General features: G+C 41.1%; 20 protein-coding genes and 5 pseudogenes. 9 read left to right on the top strand and 16 right to left on the bottom strand.

Annotation, left to right across the window (positions count from 1 at the left end; translation table 11 throughout):
- Window positions 1-11 precede the first annotated feature (11 nt).
- Window positions 12-350 carry a PTS sugar transporter subunit IIB gene (locus MFLO_RS06005; RefSeq protein WP_036097032.1) on the top strand — a complete coding sequence of 113 codons (339 nt, stop codon included), beginning with the start codon at window positions 12-14 and terminating at the stop codon, window positions 348-350.
- A 92-nt stretch (window positions 351-442) separates the two neighbouring features.
- Here MFLO_RS06005 and MFLO_RS06000 read toward each other — a convergent pair whose 3' ends face one another.
- Together MFLO_RS06000 and MFLO_RS05995 are read right to left on the bottom strand one after the other, a co-directional pair.
- Complete coding sequence (locus MFLO_RS06000; protein WP_036097031.1) at window positions 443-1063, bottom strand: SDR family oxidoreductase; 621 nt, start codon at window positions 1061-1063, stop codon at window positions 443-445.
- A 467-nt stretch (window positions 1064-1530) separates the two neighbouring features.
- Window positions 1531-2525: pseudogene (locus MFLO_RS05995) on the bottom strand (NAD(P)/FAD-dependent oxidoreductase).
- A 465-nt stretch (window positions 2526-2990) separates the two neighbouring features.
- Between MFLO_RS05995 and MFLO_RS05990 the strand changes: the two are divergent.
- Window positions 2991-4203: pseudogene (locus tag MFLO_RS05990) on the top strand (NAD(P)/FAD-dependent oxidoreductase).
- Between the two features lie 70 nt (window positions 4204-4273).
- Here the strand turns inward: MFLO_RS05990 and MFLO_RS05985 are convergent.
- Complete coding sequence (locus MFLO_RS05985; protein WP_051993528.1) at window positions 4274-4720, bottom strand: hypothetical protein; 447 nt, start codon at window positions 4718-4720, stop codon at window positions 4274-4276.
- 87 nt (window positions 4721-4807) lie between these two features.
- Window positions 4808-5290, bottom strand: a complete 483-nt coding sequence (locus MFLO_RS05980; protein ID WP_036097030.1) for a divergent PAP2 family protein — start codon at window positions 5288-5290, stop codon at window positions 4808-4810.
- A 104-nt stretch (window positions 5291-5394) separates the two neighbouring features.
- Between MFLO_RS05980 and menI the strand changes: the two genes are divergently transcribed.
- Window positions 5395-5769, top strand: a complete 375-nt coding sequence (gene menI, locus MFLO_RS05975; RefSeq protein ID WP_036097029.1) for a 1,4-dihydroxy-2-naphthoyl-CoA hydrolase MenI — start codon at window positions 5395-5397, stop codon at window positions 5767-5769.
- Between the two features lie 29 nt (window positions 5770-5798).
- Here menI and mnhG read toward each other — a convergent pair.
- The 8 genes and pseudogenes from mnhG to MFLO_RS05935 all read right to left on the bottom strand — a co-directional run bounded on the left by mnhG (window position 5799) and on the right by MFLO_RS05935 (window position 13162).
- Window positions 5799-6376 (bottom strand): annotated as a pseudogene (mnhG, locus tag MFLO_RS05970) (monovalent cation/H(+) antiporter subunit G).
- Window positions 6360-6647, bottom strand: coding sequence for a Na(+)/H(+) antiporter subunit F1 (locus MFLO_RS05965; RefSeq protein ID WP_036097028.1), 288 nt, complete (start codon window positions 6645-6647; stop codon window positions 6360-6362). Before MFLO_RS05965 ends, mnhG begins: the two are co-directional and overlap by 17 nt.
- Window positions 6644-7123, bottom strand: coding sequence for a Na+/H+ antiporter subunit E (locus tag MFLO_RS05960; protein ID WP_036097027.1), 480 nt, complete (start codon window positions 7121-7123; stop codon window positions 6644-6646). Before MFLO_RS05960 ends, MFLO_RS05965 begins: the two co-directional genes overlap by 4 nt.
- 4 nt (window positions 7124-7127) lie before the next feature.
- Complete coding sequence (locus tag MFLO_RS05955; RefSeq protein ID WP_149022984.1) at window positions 7128-8612, bottom strand: Na+/H+ antiporter subunit D; 1485 nt, start codon at window positions 8610-8612, stop codon at window positions 7128-7130.
- Window positions 8605-8952 carry a Na(+)/H(+) antiporter subunit C gene (locus tag MFLO_RS05950; RefSeq protein WP_036097025.1) on the bottom strand — a complete coding sequence of 116 codons (348 nt, stop codon included), beginning with the start codon at window positions 8950-8952 and terminating at the stop codon, window positions 8605-8607. The genes MFLO_RS05955 and MFLO_RS05950 overlap by 8 nt, the downstream gene beginning before the upstream one ends.
- Before the next feature lie 2 nt (window positions 8953-8954).
- Entirely contained in the window at window positions 8955-9377 is a 423-nt protein-coding gene (locus tag MFLO_RS05945) for a Na(+)/H(+) antiporter subunit B (RefSeq protein WP_036097024.1), read from the bottom strand.
- A complete protein-coding gene (locus tag MFLO_RS05940; RefSeq protein WP_036097023.1) occupies window positions 9364-11778 on the bottom strand; it encodes a Na+/H+ antiporter subunit A in 2415 nt (804 codons plus the stop codon). Before MFLO_RS05940 ends, MFLO_RS05945 begins: the two co-directional genes overlap by 14 nt.
- Before the next feature lie 175 nt (window positions 11779-11953).
- A complete protein-coding gene (locus tag MFLO_RS05935; RefSeq protein WP_241433559.1) occupies window positions 11954-13162 on the bottom strand; it encodes an MFS transporter in 1209 nt (402 codons plus the stop codon).
- Between the two features lie 227 nt (window positions 13163-13389).
- Here MFLO_RS05935 and MFLO_RS05930 point away from each other — a divergent pair, with 227 nt between their 5' ends.
- Window positions 13390-13983, top strand: coding sequence for a peptidylprolyl isomerase (locus MFLO_RS05930; protein ID WP_036097022.1), 594 nt, complete (start codon window positions 13390-13392; stop codon window positions 13981-13983).
- A gap of 42 nt (window positions 13984-14025) precedes the next feature.
- On the opposite strand, the gene MFLO_RS05925 is transcribed toward MFLO_RS05930, so the two are convergent.
- Window positions 14026-15378 carry an aspartate kinase gene (locus MFLO_RS05925; protein WP_036097021.1) on the bottom strand — a complete coding sequence of 451 codons (1353 nt, stop codon included), beginning with the start codon at window positions 15376-15378 and terminating at the stop codon, window positions 14026-14028.
- A gap of 247 nt (window positions 15379-15625) precedes the next feature.
- On the opposite strand from MFLO_RS05925, the gene MFLO_RS05920 reads away from it, so the two are divergent.
- Complete coding sequence (locus MFLO_RS05920; RefSeq protein WP_036097020.1) at window positions 15626-15937, top strand: PTS sugar transporter subunit IIB; 312 nt, start codon at window positions 15626-15628, stop codon at window positions 15935-15937.
- A 45-nt stretch (window positions 15938-15982) separates the two neighbouring features.
- On the opposite strand, the pseudogene MFLO_RS05915 reads toward MFLO_RS05920, so the two are convergent.
- From MFLO_RS05915 to MFLO_RS05905, 3 genes and pseudogenes are all read right to left on the bottom strand, one after another.
- Window positions 15983-16664, bottom strand: a pseudogene (locus MFLO_RS05915) (ABC transporter ATP-binding protein).
- Window positions 16664-17768, bottom strand: a pseudogene (locus MFLO_RS05910) (ABC transporter permease). Before MFLO_RS05910 ends, MFLO_RS05915 begins: the two co-directional pseudogenes overlap by 1 nt.
- Before the next feature lie 154 nt (window positions 17769-17922).
- Window positions 17923-19092: a MalY/PatB family protein gene (locus tag MFLO_RS05905; RefSeq protein ID WP_036097019.1), complete on the bottom strand. Its 1170-nt coding sequence runs from the start codon at window positions 19090-19092 to the stop codon at window positions 17923-17925.
- Between the two features lie 175 nt (window positions 19093-19267).
- On the opposite strand from MFLO_RS05905, the gene yugI reads away from it, so the two are divergent.
- The 4 genes from yugI to MFLO_RS05885 all read left to right on the top strand — a co-directional run bounded on the left by yugI (window position 19268) and on the right by MFLO_RS05885 (window position 22598).
- Window positions 19268-19621, top strand: coding sequence for a S1 domain-containing post-transcriptional regulator GSP13 (gene yugI / locus MFLO_RS05900; protein ID WP_036097017.1), 354 nt, complete (start codon window positions 19268-19270; stop codon window positions 19619-19621).
- A gap of 208 nt (window positions 19622-19829) precedes the next feature.
- Window positions 19830-20252 carry an NUDIX hydrolase gene (locus tag MFLO_RS05895; protein WP_036097015.1) on the top strand — a complete coding sequence of 141 codons (423 nt, stop codon included), beginning with the start codon at window positions 19830-19832 and terminating at the stop codon, window positions 20250-20252.
- A 173-nt stretch (window positions 20253-20425) separates the two neighbouring features.
- A complete protein-coding gene (locus MFLO_RS05890; RefSeq protein ID WP_036097014.1) occupies window positions 20426-21778 on the top strand; it encodes a glucose-6-phosphate isomerase in 1353 nt (450 codons plus the stop codon).
- A 61-nt stretch (window positions 21779-21839) separates the two neighbouring features.
- The gene (locus MFLO_RS05885; protein WP_036097013.1) at window positions 21840-22598 is read left to right on the top strand and encodes a DeoR/GlpR family DNA-binding transcription regulator; all 759 of its coding nucleotides are present in this window, start codon (window positions 21840-21842) and stop codon (window positions 22596-22598) included.
- The last annotated feature ends 392 nt before the right edge of the window (window positions 22599-22990 follow it).

The following is a 22990-nucleotide window of genomic DNA, read 5'->3' as shown; positions in this document are numbered from 1 at the left end:
GAATAAAACCTATGACAAAAACGATTATGCTAGTTTGTTCAGCTGGAATGAGTACCAGCTTGCTTGTCACAAAAATGCAGAAAGCTGCTGAAAATGCAGGAACCGAAACAGATATCTTTGCAGTTTCCGCATCTGAAGCCGACCATAGTTTGGAAACGAAGGATGTCGATGTGCTGCTACTTGGGCCACAAGTGAAGTTCATGCTTGACCAGTTCAGTCAAAAAGTGGCGTCACGTGGCATTCCGATTGACGTCATCAACATGACCGATTATGGCATGATGAATGGAGAAAAAGTGCTTGCCCAAGCAGAAAAGCTGATATTAGAAAATCAGTCAATTGATCCTGTTTAACGAACCAAGCCCCCGCTCTCACCCTCAAAAAAAGTTTAAGACAATAAAAAAACGGCAATCCTTTTTTCATACAAGGATTGCCGTTTTTTAATTTATAAATAATCATCAATTGGTGTTTCGCCATTTGCAAATGTATAAATCTTGCCAAATGTTTTTTCTTCTGGCAAAACAGCCGCAGCAAAAGCAGCCACATCTGCGCGTGTAATCGTTTTTTGCAATGAGCTAGAAGCATCGTCTACTTTCCCTGTTCCTGCATCATCAGTCAGCGTTACAGGGCGGAGAATCGTATAATCCAATCCGCTTGCAAGCAAAGCATCATCAGCTTTCCCTTTCGCTTCCAAGTAAAGCGCAAGTGAAGCAGGACCCTTTTCCGGTTCGCCAGCAAGAATCGAGCTCACGATCACAAAGCGTCGTACTCCTTTTGCTTTCGCCGTTTCAATCGCGCGAATGGCGCCTTCCTGATCCACAGCGATCGTTTTATCAGGACCGGTGTTTCCGCCTGAACCTGCAGAGAAAACGACCGCATCTATTTCATCATAAGCATAGCTAAAATCTTTTTCGAGATCACCGATAATCGGATGAGCACCAAGTTTTTCAAGGGCATCAAATTGTTCGGCTTTACGTACCATTGCGCGGACAAAATTAGTCGGGCTTAACCGCTGAACGATTTGTCTCCCAATTTGTCCATTTGCGCCAAGAACTAGAATTCGCATTGTTTTTCCTCCTCCAATCAGGAACCTATCTAAACCTTTCCCATTTCTGTAAAAATAAAACACAGTTAAATAGTTTTATAATTCGGTATAATGTACTATATTATTTCAGAAAGCGCTTACAAATATCATTTATGATCAAAATCGGACTCTTTACGACATTTTTGGTTTTAGCCTTATTTTTTGTGCTAATATTTAGTTATAGAGAGATGAATATATGAGGTGATGATGATGTTGAGGAGGATAAAGCAAGGTTTTTTGGACAGCAAAAAAGAAAAAAAGAAGAAGATGCGTCCTTAGAACGGGAACTCCAAGAGTTAAGAGCTCGGATGCACCACATTCAGCAGCAGATTTACAACGATAAAGATAGACGCTTGATCAAGCAAGAGAATAGATGAAAAAAACAAAACCATGATAGGTCTTTAACGGAAGAAAGGAACTTGGATAATCCAAGTTCCTTTTGCGTTTTACTAGGAAAATAATGAAGTGGAGTGCATCGGCTGAACGCGAGCACTAGGATCAATAAAGTTAAGTGCATTATTGACAGCAGTAGGAGCCTCGCCGAATCCAGTTGCAATCAACTTTACCTTTCCGTCATACGTACAAATGTCGCCAGCAGAATAAATCCCAGGAATGGATGTTTCCATTTTGGAGTTCACGATAATGGAATTGCGCAGAAGCTCGAGCCCCCAATCTTTAATTGGCCCAAGTGAAGAAACAAAACCGTAATTGACAATAAAATCGTCTATTTCAAGGACTTGTTCCTGATCGCCCTTCACTTCGCCAAGCACGACCTTGGCGATTCCGTTCTCATCACCAATCAAGCAGTCGGAATATACGGTGTCATAATTTGAACGCTTGAGTTCTCAAGCCGCGTAACACTATGCTCGTGCGCCCGAAAAGTCGGACGGCGATGAATAAGCGCAACCGAATTTGCAATGGGTTCAAGCATCAAAGCCCAATCAACAGCAGAGTCACCGCCGCCGCATATCGCAACATTACGTCCTTTAAAACGGTTTAAATCATTGATGAAGTAATGCAAGTTTTTTCCTTCATAATCGGAGGCGTCATCAAGCTGCAGCCTTCTCGGTTCAAACGCACCATTTCCAGCCGTAATAATCACCGTCTTGCTATAATGACTATCATGATCCGTTGAAATTTCAAAAGTTCCATCAGCTTCTTTTCCGATCGCCGTTACGGTTTCGCCAAGACAGACCTTTGGATCGAAGGGATTCATTTGCTCAATCAAGTTATTTACAAGCTCTTGAGCACGTACTTTCGGGAATCCCGGAATATCATAAATATATTTTTCTGGATAAAGAGCAGCTAACTGTCCGCCAAGTTGAGGCAGACTCTCAATAATTTTAACACTGGCGTTTCTCATACCAGCATAAAAAGCAGCAAATAAACCAATCGGGCCGCCTCCGATAATAGTAATATCATAAATTTTGGTTTGTTGGTCCAAAAGTTTCCCCTCCAATTGCACAAAACTGAAATGCACATCGGCATAACACTACCATTCTATCACAAACTACTTTGAAAAGAAGTTAGATAGGCTTGGGATTTAACGACATGCAAAGTATGTAATTTCACAAACTTGTTCGAATTGAAAAATGAAAACTTTTTTTGAAAAACGCTTTCTAAGTAAACCAATTATTTGTTAAAATAGTAACAAAATAGTCTAAATGATTAGTGACTGCATGTGGAAGTGCAAAAATTGCCTATACCACTTAGAGTATATTCAAGCAAAGCGCATTTTCAAAAATTCTATCCTTGAAATCCGCTCCGAAAACGTCTATCATAATAACTATAAGTGGTATTTTTCACGCAAGGTAGATGAATAAGCGCAATCTACATATGCTGTCAAAAAGGAATCATTTGCAAACTAATTTGTGAAAAAAATATTAAGGGAAAGTAGATGTGATTACAAATGAGTAAACCAAAAGTTGTCATTTTAGGAGCAGGATACGGCGGTCTCAAGACTCTTAGAAAATTGCAGCAAGCAAATACTGGAGCAGAAATCGTTCTTGTTAATAAAAATGATTATCACCAAGAAACAACATGGCTGCATGAAGCGGCAGCAGGGACATTAGAACCTGAACAACTTGTTTACCCAATTTCTAAAGTAGTAGATACAAGTAAAACAACTTTCATCCAAGATGAAGTCGTTACAATTAATAAAGATTCAAAAACCGTGACACTTAAAAACGAAGGTGATATCTCTTATGATTATTTGCTAGTTGGACTCGGCTCTGAAGCTGAGACATTCGGCATCAAAGGGTTGAAAGAATTCGCTCTTACCATTACGAGCATTCCTTCCGTTAAAAAAAATTCGTGCCCATATCGAAGAACAATTCTCAAAATGGAAAACGGAGCAAAAAGACGAGCTGCTTACGATCATTGTCGGCGGTGCAGGCTTTACCGGTATCGAGTTCTTAGGCGAACTAACGAACCGCATTCCGGAACTTGTGAAGATGTATGATGTTCCGCGCGAAAAAGTCCGGATTGTCTGCCTTGAAGCAGCACCGAAAGTATTGCCGCAATTTGATGCAAAACTTGTTGATTACGGTGTCGGAGTGCTTGAAGATCGCGGCGTGGAATTCCTTGTCGGAAAACCTGTAAAAGAAGCAACGGCTGACGGAGTAAGATATGCTGCGAGCGAAACAGAAGAAAAAGAAATCAAAGCTGGAACCATTATTTGGGCAGCGGGTGTACGCGGAAACAGTGTGATCGAAGCGTCAGGATTTGAAGCTGGTCGCGGTCGTGTGAAAGTCAACCATAATTTGACTGTTCCAGGTAATGAAGAAATTTTAATTATTGGCGACTGCTCACTAATCATCAATCCAGCCAATGAACGTCCGTATCCTACAACAGCACAAATTGCGATGCAGCAAGCAGACGTAGCAGCAATTAACCTTGCTAAAATGGTCAAAGGCGATACAGATTTGGTTGACTTTGAATACCATGAAAAAGGTACTGTTTGCTCGATTGGTGACAATGATGCAATCGGAGTTGTCTTCGGTAAAAACATCAAAGGCTATCCAGCATCGTTTATGAAGAAAGTGATCGATGATCGCGCGCTTCTTCTTATCGGAGGAACTGGCGTAATGATGAGCAAAGGGAAGTTTAAATTCTACAAATAAGCATTAAGTGTAAAAGCACCTTCACTGTGAAGGTGCTTTTTTTAATATAAAAAAACCGCTAAGCTTTTGCTTACCGGTTTAAAACTTTTTGATTAGCTTCGTACTCATATCCATCATAGAGTTCAGAGCTAGATAATGCTTCTATCCGCCGGAGCTCGATCAACGAATCGAGGAATTCATCAAGTGGACAATCTAAAGTGTGCTTTTTGTAATGAACTACAATAAACTCAGTTAAAGCTGTATAAAAACTAAAGTGGCTCAAATAAATGTCTTTCCAAGGTGTGTTCATATCTCGACGATCTTCGCCAATATCTTTCATTGAAGCCGTTACTTCTTCAGTTCCATATTTCTTCAAAGCTTGACTGAATAGTTGACTAGCTTCCCGATACTGAGCGTCTAAAAAACCTGGCGTATCTTTACGCATTTGATACTCTTTCGATTCAACATAATAGCTGCTAATCCAGTAATTAATAAATTCATCGGAATGTTGCTCTAAGAAATGAACGATGCCCGTCACAGGTTTCCACTTCCTTCTATATTTGTATTTATATACATTGTAGCACGATCAAAGGAATAAAGTTGTGACAGATTCGTGAATAATTCCTCAAAAAGCTCCCATAATCCAAGAAATTATTAACCCGATGGATATCCCAGTTACTGCACCAAAAAATACCTCCATCGGTTTATGACCAAGCAACTCCTTCAAATGTTTTTGCTTCACTTCCTGTTCAGGCGCTGTGAGTCCTTTCGCATGTTCCACAAAATCCTGAAAGTCAGAAACCAGTTTATTTAAAACAACCGCTTGTTCGCCCGCTTGACGTCTTACACCTGTTGCATCGAACATGACAATAATCCCAAAAACAACTGCAACCGCGAAGTAAGGAGAACCAAAGCCATGCTCAATCGCAAGCGTAGTCATTAATGCTGTAACTGCTGCTGAATGCGAACTTGGCATTCCACCAGTCGAAAACATCAGTCCCCATTCAATTTTCCGTGAAACCATCAATCGTATCGGCACTTTCACAAATTGAGCAAACAAAATTGCAATAATAGATGCCACAAGCGGCACATTTTCAAAAATAGCCATCCAAATCTCCCCAGTCTATTAAACTTCTATAATTTATTGTACCACAGAAAAAGCCCGCAAAAACTTGCGATTTCCGATATAATAAAAGAAAAGGATGTGAAAAAATGGATTTTGCAGAGAACATTGGAATTGAAACGATTTCCGTTTCCACGCAAGAAGTAGAACTAAAACTTGTTGTGACAGATAAGGTGAAACAACCGTTTGGATTTTTGCATGGTGGGGTTTCCGTAGCATTAGCTGAGCATGCAGCAAGCATAGGTGCAAAAGCAGCTGTACCTTCTGACCATGTTGTTTTTGGACTGGAAATCAATGCAAATCATATTAAAAGCGTAAGTGAAGGCGTGGTTACGGCTAAAGCGACTCCAATTCATCAAGGCCGTTCTACACAAGTTTGGCAAATCATTATTACAAATGAGTCAGGGGAAACTATTTGTGTTAGCCGCTGTACCCTTGCAGTTCGCCCAAGCCGAACCAAATAAAAAGGTTGAAGCCGAAAGCTTCAACCTTTTTATTTTTCCTCTTCATTTTTTCGATCGTCTTCTTCAATGATTTGATTTTCCGAATCATCTGCTTCTTCTTCAATCGCCGTTTCATTTTCTTCGCGGCCAAGATCTTCACTTTTCTCGCGTTGATCAATTTGCTCTTCGCGTAGTTCCCAGTCAAGCCGATCTTCAAGCTCTTCTTTTTCCTGACGTGCTTTTTCAATTTGTTCTTGACGAATAATCAAGTTTCGGCGCTTTTTAATATCATCTTTCTTAACAGAGCGCAGCTGGTCACGAATCCGAATCGCAAGCGGAACACCTGTATCATAGGCTGCCCGGTTAATCAGATGCGAGGCAACTGGAGTAGTTAGATAGATAAACAAAATGGCCAAGAGGACTCGCGGATAGAAACCTTCACCTGAGTGAAAGAAAAAACCAACTGTGGCAAAAAGCAGCAAACTTACACCAAATGTATTGCTGATTCCCGCCGCATGAGTTCGCGTATAGACATCGGGAAGGCGGATGACGCCGATCGCAGCGAGAATGCTGAGAAGCCCCCTAAAACAATCATGGTCGAAATGATGATCTCAATTATCACGTTCACGGTCAATCACCTTCCCTTTTTCAATAAACTTCGAGAATGAAACAGTGCCAATAAATGCGAGCAAAGCAATCAGCAGAATTACATCAAGATAAGCATTCGTTTTATAAAACATCGATAACATGGCGACAATCGCCACAAGATTCATCCCGATTGAATCAAGAGCAATAACTTTGTCAGAGGTGGTAGGGCCTTTCAGGATGCGGTATAAGTAAAGAAATGTTGAAATCGAATAAAGCAGTAGCCCGATAGATAAAGCAATTTTGATAATCATCCGTGAAACACCTCCATGATTGCACCTTCGTAAGATTTTCTAATCGTTTCGATTTCCTCTTCAATGTTCGGAACGTGTAGCGAGTGTACATAGATGGATTTATAATCATCCGAAATATCAATCGAAAGCGTTCCTGGGGTGAGGGTAATCATCAGTGCAAGCATCGTCACTTCCCAGTCCGTTTCAAGCAGGGTATCATAACGAAAAATCCCCGGGCGAATGCTCATGTCTTTTTTAAGAATGATACGACTGACATGAATCGTTGAAAGAATCAAGTCATGTAAAAAATTATAAAGCAGTTTGACGAGCGCGAGCAGCCGGAATACATAAAATGTCGTCCCAAGAAAGCGACGCATGAAAAACAATAAGACGATTCCGATGATAAAGCCGATCAAGAATGTACCAAACGTAAAAGAAGATTCAAGGAACATCCAGAGACAAGCAAGAATTACATTGATAATTAACTGAAATGCCATTTCATCACTCCTTCATCACGGCATCGATGTAGACATTTGGATCAATAATCGGCTCGACTGCATCTGCAATGAACGGGTACACGGCATTTGAGAATACGCCGTAAAGAACCGAAAGCGTAAGCAGAATTATGACGGGCAACATCATTTTGCGGTAAGGGATCGTAAGCGTCAAATGACCCGATTTTTCTCCCCAAAACCCGCGAGTAAATACTTTGATAAGGGACATCAGCACGAACAGGCTTGATAGGAGAACCAAAATCCCGCCAATCATTTCGTGCGCACTAAAGGCTCCTTCAACGATCAAGAGTTTACCGAAGAATCCGCTAAGTGGCGGAATACCGGAAATCCCCATAATGGCAATAAAGAATGCCCATCCAAGCGTCGGCTTCACCGTCATCAGTCCGCTGAACTTCTTCACGGATGAGGAACCGGTAATCGCCATCACAACCCCGATAATGAGGAAAAGAGCAGCCTTGATAATCATGTCGTGGATCAAATAATAAACAGCGCCGGTAACGGATTCTCGTGAAAGAATCGAAACACTAAATAAAATAACCCCAATAGCAATCAGAATATTGTAAATCACGATGGTTTTTAAATCATAGTAGCTGATTGCCCCGATAATGCCGAAGATGATCGTGATGAGCGCCAAGATGCCAAGAAGCGGCATCATGAAGGTGGTTTCTTTTGTGAAAAACAAGCTAAATGTTCGGATGATCGCATAGACGCCTACTTTGGTCAGAAGTCCGCCAAATAATGCCAAAACGGGAATTGGCGGGGCGAAATACGAACCGGGAAGCCAGAAGTAAAGTGGGAAGAGCCCCGCCTTTAGACCGAAGACAAATAGAAATAAGACGGCAGCTACGCTCAGCATTCCGGTATTTGTACCGTGTAGCGCATTAATTTTTTGGGAAATATCGGCCATGTTAAGCGTTCCTATCATGGAATAAAGTACCCCAATCGCTACAACGAAAAAACCGGAACCGATCACATTGATGAGCAAATACTTAATCGTGGCCTTAAGCTGGATTTTTGTTCCTCCGATAACTAGAAGCACGTAAGAAGCCATCAGCATGACTTCGAAAAAGACAAACAGGTTGAAAATATCGCCGGTGAGAAAAGAACCGTTGACGCCGACAATCATAAGAAGTACGGCTGGGTAATAAAGGAACTTTTCGCGCGGTTTTCCAATCGTATAGAAGGAATAGATGATGACACAGACAAGTACGATGCTTGTTGTGAAAACAAGTAAACTCGAAAGCATATCCCCGACGATCGTAATGCCGAATGGAGCATCCCAGTTGCCGATATTGACGGTTGTAATTCCATTTTGTTTGACATGGAAGACAAGGAACAAGGAGACAGCTATTAAAGCAAGTCCAGCTATGAGCGCCGCTGTTCGCTGCAAAATAATCTTCTTCGGCAGAAGCATCAGCAGAATTGCACCGAGAAACGGGACTAAAATTGGAAATAGTACTAGGTTATTCATCATCGGCCTCATGTCCTCTCGTTTTAGATATGCTCTCACTATCAAGCTCTTGATAAGCCCGGTAAGCGAGCACTAAAAAGAAGGCTGTAACACCGAAGCTGATAACGATTGCGGTAAGAATTAGCGCTTGTGGCAAGGGATCATTGTACGCAGATGTTGCTTTTAAACCGAGAATCGGAACGTCACCGCGTTTTACGCCCCCCATTGTGAGGACGAAAAGGTTGACACCGTGACTTAAAATTGCAGTTCCGATAATAATCCGTAGCAAGCTTTTTGATAAGATTAGATAGGTGGCAGCTGCAAACATTAAACCAATCAGGATAGCCATTAATAGTTCCATCGTTAATCACTCTCCCCGATCGATTGTATAATTGTAAGTGTAACGCCGACAACGACAAGGTAAACACCAAGGTCGAAAAGTGTTGCCGTGTGCAACGAAGTTTTACCAAGAATAGGAAGGTTGACATAGCCGAAAACATGAGTTAGAAATGGCTTGCCGAGAAAGACGCCAAGTAGCCCAGTTCCAACAGCGAATAAGAGACCTACTCCGGTAATAAAAATCGTGTTTATATTGAGCATGCTTTGTACAGTTTTAATATCGTAAGCGAGGAGAGTAAGCGTAATTGCACCGGCACTTGTCAGCCCAGCTACAAAACCGCCGCCTGGATTGTAATGTCCGGCGAAAAACAAGTGCAGCGAAAACAAGAAGATGATAAAGGCGACAACTTTTGTTACATTACGCAACAAGACGTCATTCGTTTTCATGTTTTCTCCTCCTTTTCGTTAGTCTTAATTTGATCATCGCAAAAATTCCGATTGAGGCAATCGCAAGGACAGCCGTTTCAAAGAGTGTATCGAAACCACGGAAATCGACGAGAATAACATTTACGATATTTTTCCCAGCAGCTTCTTTATAGACATTATCAATGTAATACTGTGAAATTGATTCGTAGAAGGTCGTATCATAAGCGGAAAGCGCTAAAAGGGTAATCGTGATACCAACGCCGATACTCAAGAGTGTTTTGACCGACAAGAATTTTGGTTTTTCTTCAATGTTGCTGAATTGCGGTAAGTGATAGAAGACCAGCAAGTATAGGACGACAGAAATGGTTTCAATCACGAGCTGGGTAAGTGCAAGATCAGGTGCGCTTGCGATGACAAAAAAGATACTAATGGTATAGCCCATCGCGCCAAGCAAAATGATGGACGTAATACGTGATTTTGAAAAAACAATGCCGATCAGTGTAACAAGAATGACTGCTGCGAGCACGCCGTCTACGACTGTCACTTGTGTCAAATTCGAAAAATCGAAATTAAGCGAATCTGTGATCACAAGTGTACCAAGTACGAGGACGATGAAAGAAAATAGCATGTAATTTAAATAGGTTCTAAGCCAACCAGTCATCACATACATCGTGAGGCGATAAGCGCCTTGTTCCATGTAAAACATACTGTTATCGTATGCTTTGCCAATTCTAAGCCATTTTGGAATTTTAACTGTAAGAAACGGTTTCCAGAAACGATGTGTTTTATAAAGGAATATCCCGACAATAACGACGCCGATGGTCATTAGAAGTGCCGGTGTAAAGCCGTGCCAGAAGCCGATATGGATGGAAAAATCATCTGCTCCAGAAAGTGTCGGCAAAATAGCTTTTACGGCAGGTTCAAGTATGGGCGCTGCAATCAAGTTCGGGAAGAATCCAATGATAACAACGAGCGCTGCCAAAATTGCAGGGGGAAGAATCAAGCCGAGAGACGCTTCATGCGGTTTTTTTGGAAGCAGATAGGGTTTAATTTTCCCAGTAAAGGTTTTAAAGAAAATAATCATGCTGTATACAAAAGTAAAGACGCTTGCAACCCAAGCAATTACAGGAAGAAGTATGCCCCATGTTTCAACGTTCCAAAGGTTTAGGTGAGTGATTTCGACTAGGCTTTCAAAGAACATTTCTTTGCTGAGAAAACCGTTAAACGGCGGAATTCCTGCCATCGCAAAGGTACCGATGAAAGCAATCGTAGCGGTTACCGGCATGATACGCATTAGGCCGCCGAGGCGCCGAATATCACGTGTTCCGGTTTCATGATCGACAATCCCAACCATCATAAACAAACTGCCTTTAAAGGTTGCGTGATTGAAAAGGTGGAAAACGGCCGCTACGACTGCAGCAGCATATAAATTATTACTAAGGGAGTCAAAATGAAGACTTGCCGCTCCAATCCCAAGCAGTGTCATTATTAGCCCTAGTTGGCTGATCGTAGAATAGGCCAAGATCGCCTTCAAGTCGTTCTTTTTCGTTGCGTTAATGGACCCCCATAAGAGTGTAATGATCCCAACGACTGAAACAACAGTAAACCAGACGCCGGAAACGGCGAAAAGCGGTGTGAAACGAGCCACAATATAGAGGCCAGCCTTAACCATTGTCGCAGAGTGAAGGTAAGCACTAACAGGCGTTGGAGCTTCCATTGCATCCGGTAACCAAATGTGAAACGGGACTTGTGCCGATTTTGTAAATGCACCGAGCAATATTAAAATCATTGCTGGAATAAAAAACGCGTGATTTGAAATGGCAGGTCCAGCCGCAAGTATCTCACGAAGCGAATAACTATCTGTCATGATGTGTAGCAAAATGAAACCGCCGAGCATCATCAATCCGCCAAAAACGGTGATGGTCATCGCTTTACGCGCTCCATAACGCGAACGTTCTCGGTGATACCAATAGCCGATCAAAAGGAATGAACTGATCGAAGTGAGTTCCCAGAATAAGTAAAGCACGATCAAATTATCGCTTAGTACGACACCAAGCATAGCCGTCATGAAAACCATGAGGAAAGCATAGAAATTGTTCAATCGTTCTTTATTTTTCCCTAGGTAGAAGATCGAGTAGAAAACAACGAGTGAGCCGATCCCAGTGATGAGGAGAGCAAACAGAAGACTGAGTCCGTCAACAACAACTGTGAAATTAATGCCGTAACGAGGAATCCAGTTAAACGAAGCGGTGGTTGCTTCGTAAGCTGTTTTAGGGATGTAGCTTAGGAAATAGATGAATAGGATAACGGGAATCGGTAAAACGAGCCAACCCGTATGTATTTTCTTAGTCCACGTGTAGATTAGCGGAATAAGGAGTGCCGCAAAAAAGGGCAGAAGAATGGCGAGATGAAGTAAAGACAATAGCAGTTCCTCCTTTTTAAATTTATATCATTTCACAAGAACGTGTATTTTTTAAGCAAGTACTTACATTTTGTTCGATCAATAAAAAAGTCCATCTATAGTATAGCATACTTTTTTGCAAGAAAAAAAGTAGAGAACTCCAATATTTTTGTGAGCTCTCTACTTAGAAAGTTAATTAATCCACGTTCAGATGACGTTTTCGATCTGAATGAAGTGCATAAAGTAAAATTAGGAAGGCAACGAAAAACATGATGCTCATAAAGATAAAGACGTTATTAATACCGATGAACCCGGATAAAGTTCCTCCGAGAATCGGGCCGATTACATTGCCGAGAAAACGCGCGCTTTGATTGTAACCAAGAACTTCTCCTTGCATATCTCCAGGAGCTGCGAGCCTAATATAAGCAGTAATGCAAGGAACCATTCCACCAAGTGCAATTCCAAACAGGAAACGAAACAAGATGAAGAGCCAGAGCTGGTTAGTAAAAGCTTGCGGAATGACAGTTATCGCAGCAAGGATTAACAAGATATTCAAAATCTTTTCATACCCATATTCATCACCAAGCTTGCCCCATTTACGCGTCATAACAAGATTACCGAAACCAGTTGCTGAAAAAGCAAGACCGGACATGAATGCGATGTTACTTGAATGAGTCATTTTTCCAACGTAAAGAGCGAGCAGCGGCTGGACACTGAAATTAGCAATTTGAATGAGTGCGGTAATAATCATAACAGTCAAGAGTACGCGCATGCTAAAAATACGCTTTAAAACAGCACGGCGAGAATAAATCATCGGGTTGCCGCCGGTCTCTTCCTCGCGATTTTCTTTTAGACCAACTGTCACAATAATGGCGGCTGCTAAGATGGCAATGCCGGTTAATGTAAAAGTGTTTTTAAAACCAAATGTATCTGCCATGGCACCGCCGAACAGCGGACCAAACAGCATACCGGTTACGCCACCAAGCTGCAGTGTCCCGAGGATTTTCCCCGCTTCTTTTTTTGCTGTTTGACGCGCGATAAAAGCATTTGAAATTCCAATAAATCCTGTAACTACGCCCATGCAGATACGAAGGATGAACAAGTAGCTGACAGAATGTGCAAAGCCCATTAAAAAAAATACTAATGGCCATTCCGAAGGAAGTAAAAACCAAGATTTTCTTATAACCGTATTTATCCCCGATTCTGCCCCAAATAGGCGAAAAGATGAAGCGACTAGGAAGGTGACGCCGAAAATCAGGCCAGCCCATTTCTGAACATAAGCAGCGCTGTACTGTCCGAAAGTTTCAATATATAAGGAAAGAAATGGCATGATCATTGTTGTGCTTGCGGACATAAGTAAATTTGCAAGCATTAAGATATATAAATTACGTTTTTTGATCGACACATGAGGTCAACTCCGTTCGTTTTGTTTTCAAAATCAGGACATTCATATTAAAATAAAATAGAACTGAATAAATCAGAGCGGTTTTGACCGCAAAAAGGAGCATATATGGCAAAAAAAATCATCATTTGGATTGTCGCGGCAGTACTTGCAATATACTTAGTGGCTGTCGTCATCAACTTGCTGTTCATCTGGTTTGGAAAGTAAATTAAAGAAAAAGGAGCATAACTATGACATACCCTCAATTATCAAAAGAAATCGCAGAAAATGAAAAACTTGCAGAAATTGTCACAAATCGTGGGACTTTAAAAGTTAAATTATTTCCGGAAATCGCGCCGAAAACTGTTGAAAACTTCGTGACACATGCGAAAAATGGTTACTATGATGGCTTAATTTTCCATCGTGTCATTCCAGAATTTATGATTCAAGGCGGAGATCCAAACGGCAACGGCACAGGCGGCGAAAGTGCTTTCCCTGGAGGAGCTCCATTTGAAGATGAATTTTCTCGTCATGCGTTTAATTTACGCGGAGCGTTATCAATGGCAAATGCAGGTCCAAACACAAACGGAAGTCAGTTTTTCATTGTACAAAAACCGGATATGCCACCAGAAATGATTGGACAAATGGAAGAAGCTGGGTTCCCGACTGAAATTATCGAGGCGTATAAAGAGGGCGGAACTCCTTGGTTAGATGGCCGTCACACAGTTTTCGGGCATGTTGTGGAAGGTATGAACGTCGTGGATGATATTGCGGCTGTACCAACTGGTGCGCAAGATAAACCAGTGAACGATGTTGTTATTGAAAAAATCACGATCGTTGAATAAATAAGGCCAGAATAAAAAGGCGTGCCGCTCGGGCACGCCTTTTTATTCGGCAAAAAACTCTTGATAGAGCGCTTGAATCGCTGTTTTTTCAAAATCTTTTTTGATGCCGAACATGATACTCACCTCGGAAGAACCTTGGTTGATCATTTCGATGTTGACACCAGCTTCAGCGAGTGCACGACTGGCACGATGGGTTGTTCCGATGCTGTGGCGCATCGATTCGCCAACGATCATCACGAGCGATATATCGTGTTCAATCGCAACATCATCCGCACCAAGTTCCCGCTTAAGTGCTTCAGCAACACGAGTTTCAAGAGTGGGATTCAGTTGATTTCCTCGTAAAATCAGTGTCAAATCGTCAATTCCAGAAGGCATATGCTCAAACGTTAGGCCGTTTTTTTCTAAAATCGATAAAACGCGGCGTCCAAAACCAATTTCGCGGTTCATCAAATATTTGCTGATATAGATTCGGCTAAACCCGCTGTCACTCGCAATTCCGACAACTGGACCAGCCGAACATTCCCGCTTTCTCACAATTTTTGTTCCGCGAGAATCGGGGTTATTCGTATTTTTAATATGAACTGGAATGCCTGCTTGAAAGGCGGGAATTAGCGCTTCTTCATGAAAAATCGAAAAACCAGCATACGCAAGTTCGCGCATTTCGCGATAAGTTAGTTCACTAATTTCAAGCGGATGCTTGACAAAACCGGGATTCACCGTGAAAACAGCATCAACATCGGTAAAATTTTCGTAGAGGTCGGCATTTACAGCATTTGCTAAAATAGCGCCGCTAATATCCGAACCGCTCCGCGAAAAAGTACTAATTTGGCCGGAATTTGTGTAACCGAAAAAGCCTGGAAAAATCACAAGCTGATCCGCGTTACGCAGCTGATGAAGCTTTGCATAAGATTCCGAAAGCACTTGCGCATTCGCGTGTTCATCCGTTACAATCAGCCCAGCTTCTTTCGGATTTACATACTGTGCCGGAATTCCTTTGCCTGTAAAAAAAGCAGCAACGAGTTTGGCGTTGTTATCCTCGCCGCTCGCCTTGATTAGATCCATAAATAAATCTGGATTCGCTTTGTCGGAATCTATTCGTCTTTTAAGGTCAGAACGAATTTGTTCGACAATAGAAGCATCCGTTCCAGTTTGTTCGGCGATTTCCTGATAACGTGCGATGATTTGTTCAAAAAGTACAGTGGTATCTTCCTCAAGCAGTGCTTTTGTTGCAAGGTCAATCAAGAGATCAGTCACCTTCGCATCTTCCTTAAATCGCTTTCCGGGTGCTGAAACAACCACAATCTTTCGTTCAGGATCAGCCGTAACGATTTGGAAAATTTGATTTAAATTTGCTCCAGTTGCAAGGGAACTTCCGCCGAATTTTACTACCTTCATGTTTTCACTCCTGTTCGTCTATTCGTATTTCTCTATTTTACTCTATTTCACTAAAAGTGCAATCAGTTTTTTGCGAAAAGAATGATTTATCGAAAAATTTATCTCTAAAATAAAAAGTGTGACAAAAGAGTGAAAAGATTTGTTATAAGTATATACTTTTAGTATTAGAAGCTTGTTAAATGATAGCAAGATGCTGTATAATAAAAAAGTAGTTATTAAAGCGTTTTATTTTGAAAGGAAGATAAAAATGAAAAATATCGTTTTATTCTGTGCGGCAGGTATGTCCACTAGTTTATTAGTTACTAAAATGCAAGATGCAGCAAAAGCGAAAGGCGAAGAAGCTGAAATTGCAGCATACTCAATCGCTGAAATGGACAGTGTAATCGATAAGGCTGATGTTGTTTTGATCGGCCCGCAAATTCGCTTCCAAGAAAAAGATGTGAAAAATAAAGTGGATGGCCGTATTCCTGTTGATGTGATTGACATGAGAGATTACGGTACTATGAACGGCGAAAAAGTTTACGCTCAAGCCGTAAAATTAATTGATGAAAATAAATAAAAAAGAAAGCCTGAGATTCGATTTTAACGAGTCTCAGGCTTTTTTTTATCGTTCTTTATGAAGCTTACCATCTTCCATTCGGTAGATATGGTCGCAAAGATCAAGCATTCGTTCATCGTGCGTCACCATAATTGCACTACGCTTCGTGTTTTCGACCTCTTTACGTAGCAGTTCAACGACTTCTCGGCTACGCTCGCTGTCAAGGCTTGCTGTTGGCTCGTCAGCTAAAATGAGCGAAGGCGAGTTGATCAAAGCCCGAGCAATCGCCACGCGCTGTTTTTCACCCCCGGGATAAATCTTTTGGGTAAAAGTGGGTACGGGCTTCCAGTCCAAGCTGATTAAGCAGGTCAAGTGAGTCTTGGTCAGATTTGTTTTTGTCTGTACCTGATCGCTTGCCGATAAAGCTGACTTGGTCCTTCACTTTTAAATAAGGAACCAGATGAGCTGCCTGAAAAATAAAGCCGATTTCATTAAGTCGCAGTTCCGTTTGCTCCTTCTTAGAAAGTCCGCTGATGTCCTTTCCGTTCAAGAAAATCTGTCCAGAACTTGGCGTAAGCAGTGCGCCTGCTAGTGAAAGAAATGTACTTTTTCCAGAACCGCTTGGCCCAACAATTGCAATTAATTCGCCTTTTCTTGCTTCAAAATCCGTTTCGTGCAAAGCGTGAATAATGCTCGGTCCGGATTTGTAATTTTTGGCAACCGCTTCAAACTTCAAAATTGCTGACATCATTCATCACCTCCGCGAATAGCATCTAAAGCATCAACTTTATTAATTTTCCACATTGAAAGTAGCGATCCAACTATTGCGACAATAAAGAAAATCACACTATAAATCACTATAGTAGTCGTGGAAAGTTGAAATGGCATAGCGTCAGGTAAGATGCTTGGAAGAAGAAGTGTAATCCCGACACTCACGACAATACTAATTAGTGAAATGACAATCACTTGTGTAATGACACTTGCTGCAATATAGCTGGTTTTGGTTCCAAGTGCTTTCAAAATGCCGAATTGCGTTGTTTTTTGCAAAGTCATCACATAGAAGAATGCCGTCAAAATAAATCCGCCGATCACAATCAAGAAATAAATCATCATGTTTAGCGTCAACTGCTCAGCTGAATAACCAGGAATTTGATCTAAAAAGGCTTTTTGATCTAAAAGCTCAAACGACTTTGAATTTAGTTTAAGCGTTTCATCGCTATTTTTAGGCTGAATCGCAATCGCACTCACTTCAGGTGTTTTCTGGTGATAAAGCATCGGGTTGATCGATTGCCAAGTTGGCATATTAATGTAAACAACTGGGGCATGACTATATTTTTGATTTTCAGTAAACCCAACAACTGTTAACTCGCGGTTCAACATATCGTCCATCAATACATCGCCAAGTTTAATCCCTTCTTTTTTAAGCGAAGAATCCACCACGATTTCATCAGGTTTGCTAACTTCAAGTTCTTTCCCGGAAGAAATTTTGGGATCGAGAAAACTGCCTGGCTGAATCGCAAAGAAAGCAATGCTGAATTTTTTTTTCGTCCTCATCCCGCTTTAATGTCTGCATAGACTGGCCGAGAACAGCGGCATCCTTCACATTTGGATCGTCCTTAATCTTTGTCAGATCAGCTTCGGGGAAAAGTGAGCGCGAAACCTTTCCCTGCGCATCCTTAGCGATGGCATAATACGGCACGCCGTTGTCAGAAACCGAAGAAGAATTATCATAAGCGAGTCCGTTAGCGAGTCCAGATAAGATCAGCGACAACAACATAATTAAAATCATGATGCCCGTTACAAGTATGTATCGCAACTTCGAATAAAGTAGCTCGCGAAGACCTAAAAACATAAAATCATTCACTCCTTTTTTAGTAAAACGAGAAGTTTAGCTCCCGCAAATTTGTTAAAACATCTATTTTTTAGTATAACAAGGAATGACACCAAAAAGTAGTTTTGTGTTTGAAAAAGAATAGAGCACCCAGCAAGTGAGTGCTCCATGATTCTTATTTTAAAACACCTTGAATCAAACACGAAATCCCTTTTTTCAAAGTTTCACGCGGGCAGGCAATATTCAACCTGATAAAACCAGTACCTGCTTCACCAAAACCCGAACCCATTTGCACGCCGCAACCGGCATCAATAATATCTTGATAAAGAGCATCTTCTTCCTTTGGCACCGCACGCGCATCGAGCCACATCAAATACGTTGCTTCGAGCTCCGCTACACCGATGTCAGGACAATGCAGTGCAAGCTCATTTTTTACATATTGATAGTTTTCGTAAATATAGCTGCGCAATTCGTCTAACCATTCCGCGCCTTCGTTATAAGCTGCATGAAGTGCCACTTGACCGAATTCATTGATACCGCCACTATGGACGTAATTTTTGCAGGCAATTAGTTTCTCACGGTATTCAGGGTTGTCAGAAATAATATAAGAAACCTTTAAAGCCGCAAGATTAAACGTTTTTGTCGGTGCCATTAGCGTAATAATTTGATTTTTATAGTCTTCTTTCACTTTAGCAATTGGCGTATGTATACGGGGCTGCATCACAAGATCAGCGTGAATTTCATCAGATAGTATTGGCACCTTATAACGAGCGCAAAGCTCGGCTATTTGAGAAAGCTCTTCTGAACTCCAAACGCGACCGCCGGGGTTTTGCGGATTGCAAAGCAAAAATAATTTAATGTCGCCAGTTTCGAGTTTTTTTTCCATATCAGCAAAATCAATTTCAAAGCGATTATTTTCATAGCGGAGCGGTGAAAGCACGACTTTGCGATTAAGCTCATCCCCTGTCACTTTAAAAAACGGCGGATAAATCGGAGAGTGCATTAAAATTTTGTCTCCTTTTTCCGTCAAAGCGCGTATCACGAGTGAAATGGAAGGAACAACAGCTTCGTTAAAAATAATCGCATCCGGATTAATGTCAAAATCGTGGCGAATTTTATTCCAATTGACAATAGCTTCAACCAGTTCGCTTGTTGAGTGGGTGTAACCAAAAACGCCGTGATCAACCCGTTTTTTGAAAGCATCTAAAACAGGTTTTGGGGCTCTAAAATCCATATCTGCAACCCACATCGGGATAATTCCGTCTCGCCCAAATAAATCTTTTGCACCATCCCATTTTTCTGAATTGGTTCCTAGGCGCGGAATGACTTCATCAAATTGACTCATAATTGTTCCTCCTTTTGAACTTGGAAATTTTTCTATTATATTGTATCATATGCATGTTTTAAAATGCCGAAGTTTGGCTATTACAACAGGATAGGATAATAAAAATGGCGAGAATGAGTAACGAGTGATATAATATTTCATTATCGATTGAAATTGGAAAGTAGGTGTTGTTTCAATGAGTGCATTTCAAGTTGGCGATGTTGTCACGGGAAAGGTAGCGGGTATTCAAGGCTACGGTGCATTTGTCGCTCTAGATGATAAGACGCAAGGTCTTGTTCATATTTCTGAGATCACACATGGTTTTGTCAAGGACATCCACGATTTTCTTGAAGTGGGTCAGGAAGTCAAAGTAAAAGTTCTCGAAATCGACGAAGAAGGACAGAAAATCAGTTTGTCGATGCGAGCGCTTGAGGATGTTAAACCGCAGACACGAAAGACGACATCGAAAAAAGAATCACAGGGAGTAGACGAAGGATTTAATACGCTGCGTGATAAGCTTGAAGAATGGGTGAAGAAAGCAGATAAATAAAGCTAGAAACGGACATGGAACTTCTGAAACAGTCGGAAGCTTCCATCCCATTTTACATTTAAAGTTTCTGATAATTCATTTTTTAGTTATAATTAAGTGAATTCGCGAAACAAAGTTAAATTTGCGATTGAAATTTTTTGATTATTTTTTCTAGTAAATCGATTCAAAGCAATAAACTGATAACTTTTGCAAAAAAGGGGAGGGCGCCATGAAAAGAACAATCAAAGTCGAGGGTTTTATCTATAACGAAAAAAAGGATGAAATTTTAGCAGTAAGAAAAAGGGATTTGACTTGGGGATTTCCAGGCGGAAGAGTTGATCAGGATGAAACCATGGAAGAGGCGCTGATTCGTAAAGTTAAACAGCAGACGAGCATTGAAGTTGCTGTTTCGAGTTTACTTTATTGTAAAGAAAGAAGAACTGCTTGGGAACATGTTTGCATCTTTGTCTTCAGAGCCAAACCGGTGGGCGGGTTCACTCTTCCTCAAAATGATGAAAGCGTTTTTCGAGTGAAGTGGCTTGGCGTTCCGCTTGCGGATGATTTGTTGCCTGAGGAAACGGCTTCGCTTCATTTTTTGCTCAATGCTGCTGGAGCAGAGTATGAACATTGCAATGAGTTTCCGGCAAAATAGCAACTGCCCAAATAAAATTCAGATGCGAAACGAAATGGAACCGATATTTTTTGAAATTTTCGAGAGAATCAAATGGCAAATATTAACTTTCTGTATAGCGACTATTCTTGCAAAAGTCGGGTATAAGATATAAAGTTAAGGCAGAATCTTTTTAAATTTTTGGAGGGAATTAAATGACACACATTAACTTTGATTATTCCAAAGCGTTGCGTTTTTTCGATCAACACGAACTGGACTACTTAGAACCGGCAGTAAAAGTCGCTCATGAGATGCTACATAACGGAACTGGTGCAGGAAGCGACTATCTAGGATGGGTCAATCTGCCGAGTGATTACGATAAAGAAGAATTTGATCGCATCTTAAAAGCGAGCAAGAAAATCCAAAGCGATTCCGAAGTATTGATTGTTATCGGGATTGGTGGATCTTATCTTGGCGCACGAGCTGCAATTGAAACATTGAACCATTCTTTCTATAATGTTATGGATCAAAAAGATCGCAAAACTCCGCAAGTCTTTTTCGCAGGAAACAGTATTAGTTCAAGTTACTTGCATGACTTAATGGAGGTTGTCGGTGATCGTGATTTCTCTGTCAATGTAATTTCAAAATCTGGAACTACAACAGAACCAGCGATTGCTTTCCGTATTTTTAAAGATTTGCTTGAGAAAAAATACGGCAAAGAAGGTGCTAAATCTCGCATTTATGCAACAACTGACAAAGCAAAAGGTGCACTTAAAACCCTATCGGATAACGAAGGCTATGAAACATTTGTTGTGCCGGATGATGTCGGCGGACGTTTTTCTGTCCTTACAGCTGTAGGGCTTCTTCCAATCGCCGTAAGCGGTGTGGACATCAAATTGCTAATGGAAGGCGCAGAAGCAGCAAGCAAAGACTTCTCTAACCCTTCATTAAAAGAAAATATTGCGTACCAATACGCGGCAGCACGTAACGTTCTTTACCGGAAAGGCAAAGTGACTGAGCTTTTAATCAGCTATGAACCTGGGCTTCAGTACTTTAATGAGTGGTGGAAACAACTATTTGGGGAAAGTGAAGGAAAAGACAAGAAAGGCATTTACCCTTCGAGCGCTAGTTTTTCAACTGATCTGCACTCTCTTGGTCAGTATATTCAAGATGGACGCCGGAACTTGTTTGAAACAGTCGTAAAAGTGAAGACACCGCGTCACAATTTGACTATTGGCAAAGAAGAAGTTGATCTTGACGGCTTAAACTATTTGGCTGGCGAAACAGTGGACTTTGTAAATACGAAAGCATTTGAGGGAACCCTTCTAGCACATACTGATGGAGAAGTTCCGAATTTTGTTGTTGAAGTTCCATCGCTTGATCCATACACATTCGGATATCTCGTATATTTCTTTGAGAAAGCTGTCGGAATCAGTGGCTATCTAAATGGCGTCAACCCATTTGACCAACCAGGAGTTGAAGCCTATAAAGCAAATATGTTTGCGCTCTTAGGCAAACCTGGCTATGAAGATAAAAAAGCTGAACTCGAAAAACGCTTAAACGACTAAGATTCATTCAAAAAAGCCCTCGTGTTCCGAGGGCTTTTTTTCTATATCAAGGAGGAGCATCATGCTTTCAATAGAACGAAAAAGAGCGATTGTTCAATATGTTAGATCACGCAAAATAGCAACCGTATCCGAGCTAGCCCAGCATTTTAGTGTTCATGAAGCGACCATCAGACGTGACCTTACCGCGCTTGAACAAGATAAAAAACTAAAGCGAACCCACGGCGGTGTTATGATCGAGGAAAAAGTTGTATCCGAACCAGACTGGAATAAACGCAGTGAAGTTCGCTACGAAGAAAAGAAGCGAATTGCCACTTATGCTGCCGAGATGGTTGAAGATGGTGACACAATTCTACTTGATGCCGGAACAACGACCGGCTACATCGCCGAAGTTTTAAAAGACCGCCCCGGCTTGACAATCATCACAAATGACCTCCGCGCAGCTTCCATTCTGCGCTTCTCAAAATCAAAAATCATCGTGACTGGCGGAGTAATCTATCCTGATACTTATATCTTAAATGGAATGATTGCTGATGAAACTATCCAAAACATTCATGTCCATAAAGCGTTTGTAACGACACCGGCATTAGATATTGATAAGGGACTGATGCACTATGATGAATATCTTGTTCCAGTGAAAAAGGAAATTTTGCATTCCGCTGATGAAGTTATCTTAGTAACTGATCATACGAAATTTGGCAGACTATCCTTATATAAATATGCCGACGTAGATAAAATTTCATGTATTGTAACAGGAGAGGAGTTAGATTCTCTATTAAAAGAGCAGTTTGAGGAGAAAGGCGTTCAAATTTATTTGACATAGAGGAGCTGGATATTTCGTCGTTCTTTGCATGAAAAGGGGATTCGAGCGCCAATATGTGTAAAAAAATAACTTTTATTCAAAAAAAATCATAAAAACTATTGACGAACGGCTCGAAAGTTGGTATATTTATAAACGTTGCTGATGCGCTAAATGAGCATCGCACAAGCAAGAGACTGACCTTTGAAAACTGAACAAAAAGAAGACGAAAAAGCGATGAGACAGTATGTTTCACCAATCAATTCGTAGGGCAGGAAATCAAAAGTGATTTCCAAAACAAATCTAGTAAGAAATTGCTAGCGAAGTCAAGTATGACGCTAAGGAAACTTATTCACGGTGTTGAATAAGTATTCAAATTCATTTTAACGAGAGTTTGATCCTGGCTCAGGACGAAC

The organism is Listeria floridensis FSL S10-1187 (assembly GCF_000525875.1).
GTDB lineage: Bacteria > Bacillota > Bacilli > Lactobacillales > Listeriaceae > Listeria > Listeria floridensis.
Note: the sequence above shows the minus strand (reverse complement) of the source record. Positions and strands in the feature narration are given on the sequence as shown.